Below are 13,529 nucleotides of genomic sequence, written 5' to 3'. Positions count from 1 at the left end.
GGCGCGGGGCGGGCCACGGCGCACCCGGGCCGGGGGTGCACAAAAGCCCGGATCGTCAGGCGGAAATGCCGTCGATCCGGGCCATCGCATCCTCCGCGCCGTACGGCTGCAGGTACGGCAGCCAGCGCGGGTCCCTGTGTCCTGTTCCGATGATGCGCCAGGCGAGCCCCGTCGGCGGGGCCGGTTTGTGGCGCAGGCGCCAGCCGATCTCGACCAGGTGGCTGTCGGCCTTGGTGTGGTTGCAGCGGCGGCAGGACGCCACCACGTTGTCCCAGGCGTGCTGACCTCCGCGGGAGCGCGGGACGACGTGGTCGACGCTGGTTGCGACGCCACCGCAGTACATGCACCGGCCGCCGTCGCGGGCGAACAGTGCCCGACGGGTCAGCGGAACGGGCCCCCGGTAAGGGACCCGCACAAACCTCTTCAGCCGGACCACGCTGGGTGCGGGGACAGTAACGGTCGCGCTGTGCATGAAGGCGCCGGATTCCTCGAGAGAGACGGCCTTGTTCTCAAGGACGAGGACGAGCGCGCGGCGGAGCGGTACGACGCCGAGTGGCTCGTACGACGCGTTGAGGACCAGGACATGCGGCACGGATGCCTCCTTGTACGCCGGCGGCGCGTGGCTCGCGCCGGGACGATCTGCAGTCAGTCTCCCCTCTTGCCTGGTGGAAGCGCCACCATGTCCCGGTAACGGGCTGGGAGTGTTTTCGACCACATTCTGTTCATCCCCAGGTGAGTACTGTCTCTCCCCCGAACATCACAACGATCCACACACGATGCCCCGTTAGTGTGGTTGTTCTGCCCGGCGGCGCCCCGTACCTGTCCCCCGGCCGCGGGCAGACCGCTACGCCTGGAGGTACCTGCTGTGTTCTCGACCGTCCTGCGGGCCGCAGGGTCCGGCCCGTCGCCCTCTCCCTCGGCGACGACGCACCCTACGGTCGCCACGCTCCAGGACGCCCAGGAAAGCGCGACCAACGCCGCGAGCTGGGTCGAGCAGAACTGGTCCACATGGCTCGCCATAGGCCTGCGTGTGCTGCTGATCCTCGTCATCGCGGCGGTACTGAGAGTCGCGGTCCGGCGGGCGATCACCAAATTGATCGACCGCATGACCCGCACCGTCCAGGCCGTCGACGGGACGGCCCTCGGCGGGCTCCTGGTGAACGTCGAGCGCCGCCGCCAGCGCTCACAGGCCATCGGCTCCGTCCTGCGCTCGGTGGCGTCCTTCCTGATCATGGGCACGGCCGCCCTGATGATCCTCGGCACGTTCGAGATCAACCTCGCGCCACTGCTGGCCTCGGCCGGTGTCGCCGGTGTCGCCATCGGTTTCGGCGCCCGCAACCTGGTGACGGACTTCCTCTCCGGCGTCTTCATGATCCTGGAGGACCAGTACGGCGTGGGCGACACGATCGACGCGGGGGTCGCCTCCGGCGAGGTCATCGAGGTCGGCCTGCGCGTCACCAAGCTGCGCGGCGACAACGGCGAGATCTGGTACGTCCGCAACGGCGAGGTCAAGCGCATCGGCAACCTCTCCCAGGGCTGGGCCACCGCAGGCGTCGACGTCACGGTCCGCGCCTCCGAGGACCTGGACCACGTCCAGTCCGTGCTGAACGAGGTCGCCGAGGCGATGAGCAAGGAGGAGCCCTGGAACGAGCGCCTCTGGGGCCCGGTCGAGGTCCTCGGCCTGGAGAGCGTGCTCCTCGACTCGATGGTGGTGCGGGTCTCGGCCCGGACCATGCCCGGCAAGTCGCTCGCCGTCGAGCGTGAGCTGCGCTGGCGCATCAAGCGCGCCTTCGACGCCGCGGACATCCGCATCGTGGGCGGCCCCACCGCCGCCGTCGAGGAGGAGCCCGTCGATCCGAGCGCCGCGGTGGCGGCCCCGTCGGTTCTCGGCAACCCGGCGTCCCCGCAGTCCGAGGCGGCCGCCCCGATCCTGCCGGCCACGGCACCGTCGGGCGCGCCGAAGTAGGCACGGCCCCACCGGTCCCCCACTCCCGCCGATCCCGCTCACGCTTCTTCCCGTCTTCTTCCTGTCGTCCCGGTACGACGAACACCGCCCCCGAGGTAACGACTCTGTTGCCTCGGGGGCGGTTTCTCTTGACGCCCCCTCGACACCCGGCCTAGGTTGCCCCCACCGAACAGGAAACTTTCCTAACAGTGATCTTGCGGTGTCGCCTTCTGGACGCCTCCGCCCACTCACTGGGAGGCTGGGCCGCACAGAGAGGCAGGTGTCGACACCATGGCAGGATCCGCCGGAACGCCGGGCACCCCGCGCGTCCTGCGCGCCATGAACGACCGCGCCGCACTCGACCTGCTGCTCGCGCACGGGCCGCTCTCGCGGACCAGGATCGGAAAGCTGACCGGGCTGTCCAAGCCCACCGCCTCCCAGCTCCTGGCCCGCCTGGAAGCGGCCGGGCTGGTGCTCGCCACCGGCACCAGCGAGGGGCGGCCCGGCCCCAACGCCCAGCTGTACGCGGTGAACCCGGTCGCCGCCCACGCGGCGGGCCTGGACGTCACCCCCGAGCGCATCCTCGCCGCCGTCGCCGACGTCACAGGGCGGACCGTGGGCGAGTACGAGCTGCCGACACCCGGCCGGCGCCCCGCGCAGCCCGTCGTGCGCCAGGTCACCGACGCCCTCGACGGCGCGGTGAAGGAGGCGGGGCTGGCCCGCGACGACGTCCACCGCCTCGTCATCGGCACACCCGGCGCCTTCGACCCCAACACCGGACGGCTGCGGTACGCCTCCCACCTGCCCGGCTGGCACTCCCCGAGCCTCCTCGACGAACTCGCGGCCGCGCTGCCCATGCCCGTCGAGTACGAGAACGACGTGAACCTCGTCGCCATCGCCGAACAGCGGCTCGGCGCGGCACGCGGACACGAGGACTTCGTCCTGCTCTGGAACGAGGGGGGCCTGGGCGCCGCCCTCGTTCTCGGCGGACGGCTGCACCGCGGCTGGACCGGCGGCGCCGGCGAGGTCGGCTTCCTGCCGGTGCCCGGCGCACCCCTCGTACGCCAGGTGACCAAGGCCAACAGCGGCGGCTACCAGGAGCTCGCGGGTTCCCAGGCCCTCCCGAAACTCGCCCGCGCGCTGGGCGTCCACCCGATTCCCGCCGGGTCGTACGCCGAGGTCGCCGCCGCCCTCGTCGGGCAGGCCGCCACCCGCGACGAGGGCCCGCACCGCAGGCTCCTGGAGACGTACGCGACCGGGCTGGCCACCGGTCTCGCCTCACTCGTCTCCGTGCTCGACCCCGAACTCGTCGTCCTCAGCGGCTCCTCACTCACCGCCGGCGGCGAACCGCTGCGCGCCCTGGTGCAGGCCGAACTGGAGGAGCTGGCCGCGTCCCGTCCGCACCTCGTGGTCGGCGACGTACACGAACACCCCGTGCTGCGCGGCGCGTTGGAGAGCGCGCTGGCGGCCACCCGCGACGAGGTGTTCGACACCTCCCGCTGAACCCCCGACCCACTCGTCCGTCCCGCCCACACCACCGCCCCGGCCCTGCCCTAGGGAGACCCCGCCATGCCCGGAATATCCAGGAAAGTCGCCACCGCTCTCGCCGCCTCCGCGTCCCTCGCCCTGCTCACCACCGCCTGTACCGGCCAGTCCGACTCCGGCGCGAGCGACGACGCGTCCAAGGAGACGACGATCAACTTCTGGCACGCCTGGAGCGCGCCGGGCGAGGTGCAGGGCGTGAAGACCCTGATCGCGGGGTTCGAGAAGGCGCACCCCAACATCCACGTCAACATCGTCGCCAACGTGACCGACGACAAGATCAACCAGGCGCTGCGCTCCGGCGGCACCAAGGCGCCCGACGTGATCTCCTCGTTCACCACCAACAACGTGGGCAAGTTCTGCTCCTCGGGCGCGCTCGTCGATCTCAACCCCTTCTTCAAGAAGGCGGGCATCGACCCGGCGACGACCTTCCCGAAGGCGATGAACGAGTACACCCAGTTCGACGGCGACCGCTGCACCGTGCCGCTGCTAGGTGACGCGTACGGGCTCTACTACAACAAGGACGCCTTCAAGAAGGCCGGGATCGCCGCTCCCCCGAAGACCTGGTCCGAGTTCGGGACGGACGCCAAGAAACTGACGGTCGCCAAGGGCGACTCGTACTCGCAGCTCGGCTTCATGCCGAACTACCACGGCTGGGAGTCGACCACCGAGCACTACTTCGGTCAGTTCTCGCCGACGTACTTCGACAGCAGCGGCAAGTCGAACATCGCCAAGGACCCCGCGTTCACGGCCGGTTTCACCCTCCAGAAGAAGCTGGTCGACGAACTCGGCGGCTTCAAGAAGCTGGAGACCTACCGTTCCAAGCTCGGTGACGAATGGGGCCCCAAGCACCCCTTCCACACCGGTCAGGTCGCCATGCAGCTGGACGGCGAGTGGCGGCTGGGCATGGCCGAGGAGGCCAAGCCCGGATTCGAGATCGGCGTCGCCCCGCTGCCCGTCCCCGACGACCAGGCCGACCAGTACGGCAAGGGCTACATCACCGGCACCATCGCGGGCATCGCCGCCACCAGCAAGAAGCAGAACGCGGCCTGGGAACTCGTCAAATACATGACCACGGACACGGACGCCGTCGTCGGCTTCGCCAACGCCATCCACAACGTCCCCTCCACGCTCGCGGCGCTCAAGTCGCCGAAGCTGAAGTACGACCCGCGCTTCAAGACGTTCCTGGACATCGCCTCGAACCCGAACTCGACGACGACCCCCGCGTCCATCAACGGCGGCACCTACCTCGTGACGCTCCAGCAGTTCGGCTACGACTACGAGAGCGGCAAGTCCAAGGATCTGAAGGCCGGTCTGGAGAAGACCGCCGCACAGATCGACACGGACATCGCGCAGGCGAAGTAGGAAGCGGCACGGACATGAGCGCCACCTACACCCTGCGCGCCAAGCGACGCCGGGCGGCCCTGAGAACAGCCGCCTTCATGTCGCCCTGGCTGATCGGCTTCGCGGTCTTCTTCGCCTACCCGCTGCTCTCGACCGTCTACTTCTCCTTCATGCACTACGACGGCTTCAAACCGCCGACGTGGAGCGGGACGAAGAACTGGTCCTATGTCTTCCAGCACTACCCGCTGTTCTGGCCCGCGCTGCGCAACACCCTGTGGCTGGTCCTGGTCATGGTGACCCTGCGGGTCGTCTTCGGACTGGGCGTCGGACTGCTCATCACGAAGATCAGGACGGCCACCGGGGTCTTCCGCACCCTCTTCTACCTGCCCTACCTCGCGCCGCCCGTCGCCGCCACGATGGCCTTCGCCTTCCTCCTCAACCCCGGTACGGGGCCGGTCAACTCGATCCTGGAGAAGGTCGGCATCCCGGCGCCCGGCTGGTTCAACGACCCCACCTGGTCCAAACCGGCCCTCACCCTGCTCGCCCTGTGGGGCATCGGCGACCTGATGGTCATCTTCATGGCCGCGCTGCTCGACGTACCGGCCGAGCAGTACGAGGCGGCGGAGCTCGACGGCGCGTCGGCCTGGCAGCGGTTCCGCTTCGTGACGCTGCCGAACATCTCGCCGATCGTCATGTTCGCGGTGGTCACCGGCGTCATCCAGACCATGCAGTACTACACACAACCGCTCATCGCCGGGAAGGTCGCCTCGGGCGTCATCCAGGGCGCCGGCACACAGTTCGAACCCGGCTACCCCGACAAGTCGACGCTCACCCTGCCCCAGCTCGTCTACAACCTCGGCTTCCAGCGCTTCGACTACGGCTCCGCCTGTGTGGTCGCGCTCGTGCTGTTCGCCCTGTCCATGGTGTTCACCGCGTTCCTGATGCGGCGCCGGGGCGGTCTCATCCAGGCAGGTGACTGACCATGACCCAAGCACCTCAGGTGTCCCGTGTGCTCGACCGTCCGGCGCAGCCGTCGTCGAGGACCGTCTCCCCCGCCGAACGCACGGCCCGCCGCAGGACGCTCCTGGAGTGGATCGCGGTCCACGCGCTCGGCGTCGCGGCCGCCCTCTTCTTCGTCCTCCCCTTCGTGTTCGTGTTCCTGACCTCGCTGATGAGCGACACCCAGGCGCTCAGCCGCGACCTGATCCCGCACACCTGGGAATGGGGCAACTACAAGAAGGTCTTCGACACCCCCGGCTTCCTCACCTGGTGGAAGAACACCCTGCTGTACGCCGGCGCCGGCACCGTCCTGACCGTCGTGTCGTCGATCCCCGTCGCCTACGCGCTCGCCAAGTTCCGCTTCCGCGGCCGGAATCTGTCGCTGATGCTGGTCATCTCGATGATGATGCTGCCGCCCCAGGTCGTCATCATCCCGATGTACCTGTTCTGGGCGAAGCAGCTGGACCTGTCCGGGACCCTCTGGCCGCTGATCATCCCGATGGCGTTCGGCGACGCCTTCTCCATCTTCCTGCTGCGGCAGTTCCTGATGACCATCCCGAACGAGTACCTCGACGCGGCGAAGGTCGACGGCTGCGGGGACCTGCGGACCCTGCTGAAGGTCGTCCTGCCGATGGCGCGGCCCGGGATCGCCGCCGTGGCCCTGTTCCAGTTCTTCTACGCCTGGAACGACTACTTCGGGCCACAGATCTACGCCTCCGAGAACCCCGGCGCCTGGACCCTGTCCTACGGCCTGGAGTCGTTCAAGGGCGCGCACCACACCGACTGGAATCTCACCATGGCCGCGACCGTACTGGTCATGGCCCCCGTGATCCTCGTGTTCTTCTTCGCGCAGAAGGCGTTCGTCGAGGGCGTCACGCTCACCGGAGTGAAGGGCTGACTATGAAACTGGCAGTAGTGGGCGGGGGCTCCACCTACACCCCTGAACTCATCGACGGCTTCGCCCGGTTGCGGGACACCCTGCCGGTCGAGGAGCTGGTCCTCGTCGATCCGGCCCCCGAGCGGCTGGAGTTGGTGGGCGGCCTCGCCCGGCGCATCTTCGCCAAGCAGGGGCACCCCGGCCGGATCGTCACCACCGACGACCTGGACGCCGGCGTCGAGGGCGCCGACGCCGTCCTGCTCCAGCTGCGCGTCGGCGGCCAGGCGGCCCGCGAGCAGGACGAGACCTGGCCCCTGGAGTGCGGTTGCGTCGGCCAGGAGACGACGGGCGCGGGCGGCCTGGCGAAGGCCCTGCGCACGGTGCCGGTGGTGCTGGACATCGCCGAACGCGTCCGCCGCACCAACCCGAACGCCTGGATCATCGACTTCACCAACCCCGTCGGGATCGTCACCCGCGCCCTGCTCCAGGCCGGACACCGGGCCGTCGGACTGTGCAACGTGGCGATCGGATTCCAGCGCAGGTTCGCCGGGATGCTCGGGGTCGCGCCCGCGGACGTCCATCTGGACCATGTGGGCCTCAACCACCTCACGTGGGAGACCGGTGTGCGTCTGGGCGGCCCCGAGGGCGACAACGTGCTGCCCAAACTGCTCGCCGAGCACGGCGACGCCCTCGCGGACGACCTGCGCCTGCCGCGCGACATCATCGACCGGCTGGGTGTCGTCCCGTCCTACTACCTGCGCTACTACTACGCCCACGACGAGGTCGTACGAGAGCTGCGCACCAAGCCGTCGCGGGCCGCCGAAGTCGCCGAGATGGAACGGGAACTGCTGAAGATGTACGGCGACCCGGCCCTCGACGAGAAGCCGGCGCTGCTCGCCAAGCGGGGCGGCGCCTACTACTCGGAGGCGGCCGTCGATCTCGCGGCCGCGCTGCTCGGCGGGGGAGGCAGCCCGTACCAGGTGGTGAACACGTACAACAAGGGCACGCTGCCGTTCCTGCCGGACGACGCCGTGATCGAGGTGCAGGCGGCGGTCGGTCCGCACGGGCCGACACCCATGCCGGTGCAGGCCGTGGACCCGCTGTACGCCGGGCTGATGGCCAACGTCACCGCGTACGAGGACCTCGCGCTGGAGGCCGCCCTGCGAGGCGGCCGCGACCGGGTCTTCCGGACCCTGCTCAGCCACCCCCTGGTCGGCCAGTACGAGTACGCCGACGCCCTGACCGACCAGTTGATCGCGCACAACCGGGAGCACCTCGCGTGGGCATGACCTCATCGGGATCCGAAGCCGGGACGGCCTCCGGGTCCGGCCCCGCGGGTCCGGTGCTCGCCATCGACGCGGGGAACAGCAAGACCGACGTCGCGGTGGTCGCGGCCGACGGCACGGTGCTCGCCACCGCGCGCGGCGGCGGGTTCCGGCCGCCGACGGTCGGTGTCGACGTGGCCGTCGACGCGCTCGCGGAGGCGGTCGGCCGGGCCTTCGCCGAGGCCGGGATCGACTCGGTCGCCCATGTCTCGGCGTGCCTGGCCAACGCCGACCTCCCCGTGGAGGAGGCCCAGTTGGCGGACGCGCTGCGGGCGCGGGCCTGGGGCGCCGGCGTGGAGGTGCGCAACGACACGTTCGCGATCCTACGGGCCGGGATCGCGGAGCCGCGCGGGGTCGCCGTGGTGTGCGGCGCCGGTATCAACTGCGTCGGCATGCTGCCCGACGGCCGCACCGCCCGCTTCCCCGCGCTGGGCCGCATCTCCGGTGACTGGGGCGGCGGTTGGGGCCTGGCGGAGGAGGCCCTGTGGCACGCCGCGCGGGCCGAGGACGGGCGGGGCGGCCCGACCGCGCTGACCCGCACGCTGCCCGGCCACTTCGGGCTCGACTCCATGTACGCGCTGATCGAGGCGCTGCATCTGGAGCGCATCGGGCAGGCGCGACGGCACGAGCTCACGCCGGTGCTGTTCGCCACGGCCGTGGAGGGGGATCCGGTGGCCCGCGCGCTCGTCGACCGGCTCGCCGACGAGGTCGTCGCGATGGCGACGGTGGCGCTGGCGCGGCTGGACCTCATGGACGAGGAGGCTCCCGTCCTCCTCGGCGGCAGCATTCTCGCCGCCCGCCACCCCCAACTCGACGACCGCATCCGCGAACTGCTCTCCGAACGGGCCCCCAAGGCCGTCCCCCGAGTGGTCACGGCCCGTCCCGTGCTCGGTGCCGCGCTGCTGGGTCTGGATCACATGGGTGCCGTGGGCGAGGCCCAGGCGCGCGTACGGGCGTTCTACGAGGGTTCCTGAGGTCACCCCGTCCCTGAGGGCTGCCGCCCCCGGGCCCCCGCATCGGCCTCAACGGCCTTGTCCTCAAACGCCGGACGGGCTGGGGGTGCGGGCGTGGCCGGATGATGTCCGCTCCGGCCGGAGCGGGAGGTGCGCGCGTTCGCCGCAGACGCGGACCCCGGCTGAGGACGCGGGCTCCGGCCGGAGATTCCGGGCGTGTGCTGATGGTTCCGGCCGGGGCCATGCCTTTCAGCCCGTCCGGCGTTTGAGGACGAGCCCTTCGGGCGAGCGGGGGTCCAGGGGGCGCGGCGCCCCTGGCGTGGGTCCAGAGGGGCGCGGCGCCCCTGGCGTGGGTCTGGGGGCGGAACCCCCAGGGATGCGTCGGGTAGGGGCGGCGGCGGCGAGGGAACCGAACGGATACCGAACGCGTATTCATGGTCAGGGGGATACCGCGAAGCGCCGACGTCGTAATCCGAACAAGATCCAGTCAAGGCCTGTGCGGATGTCGGCCCCGGCGGCGATACTTGCGGCCGTGCACCTCCCCTCGCGCTCCCGCGCGCGCGGGGGACGGTGACCGACGGATGACCATGGGGGAGGTCGGGTGACACACCCGCCGCGAGGCAGCACGGCACCACCACGGCCCACGGCCGCGGCCACGACGCCGGCCGTCCCGCCACAGTCCGGCTCCCCCGCACCGCCGGGCAGGCCCCCGGCGACGGCCCCCGACGCGATGCCCGCACGCCGCACGGCCTGGGCGGAGGGCGTCGACCGGCTGCGCGTCGCGGCGACGACGGAGCCTGGCCGGCTCCGTGTCATCGGCGCCGTACTCGCCCTGCTGGTCGTCGCGTTCGGCGCGGTCACCGCCTGGCAGACGACGGAGCGTTCGGCGGCGGCCGACGACGTGCTGCACAGCAGCCAGCCGCTGAGCGCCGGCGCGGCGGACATCTACCGTTCGCTCGCGGACGCCAACACCGCGGCCTCCAGCGGCTTCCTGGCGGGCGGCCAGGAGACGGCGGCCTCCCGCGACCTGTACGAGAAGGACATCCGGACCGCGGCCCAGGGACTGATCACCGCCGCGGCCAGCTCCGATCCCGGCTCCCCCTCGGCGCACACCATCACCCGGCTCAACCAGCTCCTGCCCGAGTACAAGGGCCTGGTCGAGCGGGCCCGTGCCAACAACCGTCTGGGCTACCCGCTGGGCGGCGCCTATCTTCGGTACGCGAACGAGAAGATGCAGGGGGAGATGCTTCCCGCCGCCAAGGACCTCTATGAGCGGGAGAACGAGCGGCTGGACGCCGACTACGCGGACGCCAAGCCCTACCCGTGGGCGGCCATCGGTCTCGGCGTCCTGGTGCTGGCGGGACTCGCCTGGGCCCAGCACCGCCAGTACCGGCACACGAACCGGGTGCTGAACCAGGGCATGGTCGCCGCCACCACCGCCTCGGCGGTCGTCCTGCTCTGGCTCGTCGTCGGCCACACGGTGGCCCGGGCCGAGCTGAACGCCTCGTACGACCACGGTGTCCGTTCGCTGAACGTGCTGCACGACGCCCGGATCGCGTCCCTGAACGCCCGGGGCAACGAGAACCTGACGCTGGTCAGCCGCGGCGCGGAGACCAAGAAGGTCTCGGCCACCGAGGTCGTGGACCGGTACGACTACGACTTCCAGCAGGACATGAAGACGCTCACCAAGGGCCTGGCCCTGGCGGCGGACCTCGCCGACGACAAGGCGGGCGAGGCCCCCGTGACCGCGGCGACCGGCAACATGAAGGTCTGGAAGGCCCGTCACCTGGAGGCCCGCAAGGCCGACGACGACGGCAACTACCAGGGCGCGCTGGACAAGGTCATAGGCGCCAAGGGCGCGACGGGCGAGTGCTTCGACGGCGTCGACACCAACCTGGCGCTGGCGCTGACGCACGAGGAGGACGAGTTCAAGCGGGCCGCGGGCGACGGACTGGGCGCGATGACCGGTCTGCCGGCCGGTGCGGCGGCCCTCGCGGTGCTGGCCGCCGCGGGCGCGCTGCTGGGCATCGGGCGCAGGCTTTCGGAGTACCGGTGAAGGGGGGACCGGCGATGACCGCACGGCGTCTGCGGGCGAGTCTGAAGGGCTGGGGCGGCGTGGGGGCGATGGCCGTCGCGCTGGCCGTCACGGCGCTCTTCGCCCTGCTGCTGCCGCTGAGCAGCGCCCGCGGGGAGGGCACCGCGGGCATCGGCGGCCAGGGTGTGGCCCGGGGCACCCAGGCGAAGGCCGGCTCGTGCACCGACGGCACCGCGCAGGACAAGAGCCCCGCCCCGTCCGGTGACGAGAGCGGCGACACGATCGCGGCCATCAAGGAGCGCGGCTATCTGTCGGTCGGCGTCGACCAGAACAGTTACCGCTGGGGCTACCGCGATCCGAACAGCACGAAGAAGAGCAGTGACCTGGAGGGCTTCGACATCGATCTCGCGCGCGAGATCGCGAAGGAGATCCTCGGCAGCCCCACCGCCGTCCGCTTCCACGCCATCCCCACCAACCAACGCGTCCCCGCGATCCAGAACGGCCAGGTCGACATGGTGGTCCGCACCATGACGATCACCTGTGACCGGCTGAAGGACGTCGCGTTCTCCGACCCCTACTTCGTGACCGGCCAGCAGGTACTGGCCCCGAAGGCCTCGGACATCAAGGGGTACGACAAGTCGCTGGCCGAGCAACGGATCTGCACGGCGTCGGGGTCGACCGCCCACGACAAGCTGGCCGCCGACCAGAAGGCGGGCAGGCTCGCCTCCTCCGCCGACATCTCCACCACGGTGCCCAACCAACTCGACTGCCTGGTAAGGCTCCAGCTCGGCCAGGTCGACGCCGTGGTCACCGACGGCGCGCTCGCCGCGAGTCAGGCGGCGCAGGACCCGACGGTCGAGCTGAAGGGCAACACCTTCACCACCGAGTACTACGGCGTGGCGATGAAGCGGGGCCCGGAGGATCTGGTACGCCGGGTCAACCAGGTACTCGTGGACTACGTCAAGAGCGGTGGCTGGCAGGCCTCTTACGACAAATGGCTGTCCCCGACCCTGGGAGCGGACTCGCCGTCGTCGAAGCCGCCCACGACGTGACACCGGCGGACACCTCGGGGCGAGCCGCGGGGACGACCGAGCTGATACGACTGGAGAGTTACCCCCGCACACCGGACGGGTGCGCGGGACACGACCGAGAGCGAGAGGTGATCGATGGGCGTCACGGGACCCCCCGGGCCGGTGATGGACCGGGACGAGGTGGACCGTGCGCTGGCGCGGCTCGGCGCGGAGCACGAGGCCATCGAGACCTCGCTCCTCGCCCTGCAGGACCACGCGGGCCGCAGACTCCTCGAAGGCGCCGAGCTCACGGGTACGACCAAGGAGCGCTGGTCGACCGCGGACGCGTCGATCACGCTGCTGTGGGCGTACTTCGACGCGTACACGGACGCGCTGCGCTCCGCCCGCGACATCCGTTCGCGGCGGCGCTGGTCGAGCCGTGAGGACCTGGTCGAGCTGACCGAACTGCTGCGTGGCGCGAGCGTCACGGTCGCCGGTTCGGCCACCGCGACGGCGAACGCCCCGACGCTGTCCGGAGCGGGCCGGCTCAGCGAGCAGTTCTCGCTGGCCGCCCTGGTCGAGCGGATGAACGAGTTGTACGCGTCCTCGCTCGACATGGTCGTGACCGCGGACGCCGTCTGGTCCGCGCTGCCCGCCCGGATCGATTTACTGGCCGCGGAGCTCCAGCGCACCCGCCGGCTCGCGCACTCCGTGGGTGTGCGCCCCGGCGAGCACCCCTCGGGCGACGATCTGGAACGGATCACCCGGACGCTGACCACCCTGCGCGAACGTGTCGTCTCCGACCCGCTGGCCTTCTGGACGCCCGCGCAGGGCAGTTCGGCGCCCGGCGGCGGCCGTCCCGACACGAAGGCGTACGACCGCGAGGCACGCGCCCTGGAGGACGTGCGCCGGGAGATCGACGCGGTGCTCACCGTCCGGCAGGACGCGGAGGCGCGTCTGGTGCGGCTGCGCGACCTGCTCAGCCGTGCCGACCGCACGCTCGCGGAGGCGCGCAGCGCCCGCGGTGAGGTGCTGGCGAAGATCGCCGCGTCCGAGGTGCCCGCCGTCAGCGGCCCGCCGACGGCGCTGCAGGAGCAGCTGGCGACGGCCGCGGAGTACCGCAGGCATGCCCAGTGGCACCGCCTCTCGCCGCTTCTGGAGGCCCTGGAGGAGAAGGCCGAGGACGAACTGCTGCGTGCCCGCGAGTCGTTGACGGCGGTCACCGCGCCGCTGGCGATCCGCGCGGAACTGCGCGGCCGCCTCGACGCGTACAAGGCGAAGGTGGCACGACACGGCCTCGCGGAGGATCCGTTCCTCATCGAGCGCTACGACGCGGCACGGCGCATGCTGTGGAGCGCGCCCTGTGACCTGCGGGTCGCGGAGGACGCGGTGCTGCGCTATCAGCACGCGGCGGCCGATCTGTTGAGCCCGCGGGTGCCGGAGCAGGGCGGGCCCACCGACCGGAGGGGGCCCCAGGCGTGAGCGTTGAAGGTGATGCG

Annotated in this window: 11 protein-coding genes; 10 read left to right on the top strand and 1 reads right to left on the bottom strand. The window is 70.9% G+C overall.

Translation table 11 applies throughout. The features are described 5' to 3' along the window. Positions 1 to 55: 55 nt before the first annotated feature. Complete coding sequence (locus GFH48_RS25955; RefSeq protein WP_153290555.1) at positions 56 to 592, bottom strand: HNH endonuclease; 537 nt, start codon at positions 590 to 592, stop codon at positions 56 to 58. Positions 593 to 865: 273 nt separating this feature from the next. Here GFH48_RS25955 and GFH48_RS25950 point away from each other — a divergent pair, with 273 nt between their 5' ends. The 10 genes from GFH48_RS25950 to GFH48_RS25905 all read left to right on the top strand — a co-directional run bounded on the left by GFH48_RS25950 (position 866) and on the right by GFH48_RS25905 (position 13,512). After that, positions 866 to 1,966 carry a mechanosensitive ion channel family protein gene (locus GFH48_RS25950; RefSeq protein WP_407698661.1) on the top strand — a complete coding sequence of 367 codons (1,101 nt, stop codon included), beginning with the start codon at positions 866 to 868 and terminating at the stop codon, positions 1,964 to 1,966. Positions 1,967 to 2,236: 270 nt separating this feature from the next. Then, entirely contained in the window at positions 2,237 to 3,448 is a 1,212-nt protein-coding gene (locus GFH48_RS25945) for an ROK family transcriptional regulator (protein ID WP_153290553.1), read from the top strand. Between the two features lie 66 nt (positions 3,449 to 3,514). Continuing rightward, the gene (locus GFH48_RS25940; RefSeq protein WP_153290552.1) at positions 3,515 to 4,852 is read left to right on the top strand and encodes an ABC transporter substrate-binding protein; all 1,338 of its coding nucleotides are present in this window, start codon (positions 3,515 to 3,517) and stop codon (positions 4,850 to 4,852) included. A gap of 14 nt (positions 4,853 to 4,866) precedes the next feature. After that, positions 4,867 to 5,811 carry a carbohydrate ABC transporter permease gene (locus tag GFH48_RS25935; RefSeq protein WP_153290551.1) on the top strand — a complete coding sequence of 315 codons (945 nt, stop codon included), beginning with the start codon at positions 4,867 to 4,869 and terminating at the stop codon, positions 5,809 to 5,811. 2 nt (positions 5,812 to 5,813) lie between these two features. Continuing rightward, positions 5,814 to 6,728 (top strand): carbohydrate ABC transporter permease, encoded by a 915-nt coding sequence (locus GFH48_RS25930; RefSeq protein ID WP_407698660.1) that lies wholly within the window; start codon positions 5,814 to 5,816, stop codon positions 6,726 to 6,728. A 2-nt stretch (positions 6,729 to 6,730) separates the two neighbouring features. Next, positions 6,731 to 7,996, top strand: coding sequence for a 6-phospho-beta-glucosidase (locus tag GFH48_RS25925; RefSeq protein ID WP_153290550.1), 1,266 nt, complete (start codon positions 6,731 to 6,733; stop codon positions 7,994 to 7,996). Next, on the top strand, positions 7,993 to 9,006 hold the full coding sequence (locus GFH48_RS25920) for an N-acetylglucosamine kinase (RefSeq protein ID WP_153290549.1): 1,014 nt from the start codon (positions 7,993 to 7,995) through the stop codon (positions 9,004 to 9,006). The genes GFH48_RS25925 and GFH48_RS25920 overlap by 4 nt, the downstream gene beginning before the upstream one ends. Positions 9,007 to 9,586: 580 nt before the next feature. Then, a complete protein-coding gene (locus GFH48_RS25915) occupies positions 9,587 to 11,041 on the top strand; it encodes a hypothetical protein (protein ID WP_153290548.1) in 1,455 nt (484 codons plus the stop codon). A gap of 14 nt (positions 11,042 to 11,055) precedes the next feature. After that, on the top strand, positions 11,056 to 12,072 hold the full coding sequence (locus GFH48_RS25910) for a glutamate ABC transporter substrate-binding protein (protein ID WP_153290547.1): 1,017 nt from the start codon (positions 11,056 to 11,058) through the stop codon (positions 12,070 to 12,072). A gap of 114 nt (positions 12,073 to 12,186) precedes the next feature. Continuing rightward, on the top strand, positions 12,187 to 13,512 hold the full coding sequence (locus GFH48_RS25905; RefSeq protein WP_153290546.1) for a coiled-coil domain-containing protein: 1,326 nt from the start codon (positions 12,187 to 12,189) through the stop codon (positions 13,510 to 13,512). The last annotated feature ends 17 nt before the right edge of the window (positions 13,513 to 13,529 follow it).

This window comes from Streptomyces fagopyri, from assembly GCF_009498275.1.
GTDB classification, from domain to species: Bacteria; Actinomycetota; Actinomycetes; order Streptomycetales; family Streptomycetaceae; genus Streptomyces; species Streptomyces fagopyri.
The sequence above is the reverse complement of the archived record's forward strand: the minus strand, read 5'-3'. Positions and strand labels throughout refer to the sequence as shown.

Coding starts and splice junctions, on each gene's coding strand:
- GFH48_RS25945 (WP_153290553.1), top strand. CDS start 2,237: ATGGCAGGATCCGCCGGAACGCCGGGCACCCCGCGCGTCCTGCGCGCC.
- GFH48_RS25920 (WP_153290549.1), top strand. CDS start 7,993: ATGACCTCATCGGGATCCGAAGCCGGGACGGCCTCCGGGTCCGGCCCC.
- GFH48_RS25940 (WP_153290552.1), top strand. CDS start 3,515: ATGCCCGGAATATCCAGGAAAGTCGCCACCGCTCTCGCCGCCTCCGCG.
- GFH48_RS25935 (WP_153290551.1), top strand. CDS start 4,867: ATGAGCGCCACCTACACCCTGCGCGCCAAGCGACGCCGGGCGGCCCTG.
- GFH48_RS25930 (WP_407698660.1), top strand. CDS start 5,814: ATGACCCAAGCACCTCAGGTGTCCCGTGTGCTCGACCGTCCGGCGCAG.
- GFH48_RS25905 (WP_153290546.1), top strand. CDS start 12,187: ATGGGCGTCACGGGACCCCCCGGGCCGGTGATGGACCGGGACGAGGTG.
- GFH48_RS25910 (WP_153290547.1), top strand. CDS start 11,056: ATGACCGCACGGCGTCTGCGGGCGAGTCTGAAGGGCTGGGGCGGCGTG.
- GFH48_RS25925 (WP_153290550.1), top strand. CDS start 6,731: ATGAAACTGGCAGTAGTGGGCGGGGGCTCCACCTACACCCCTGAACTC.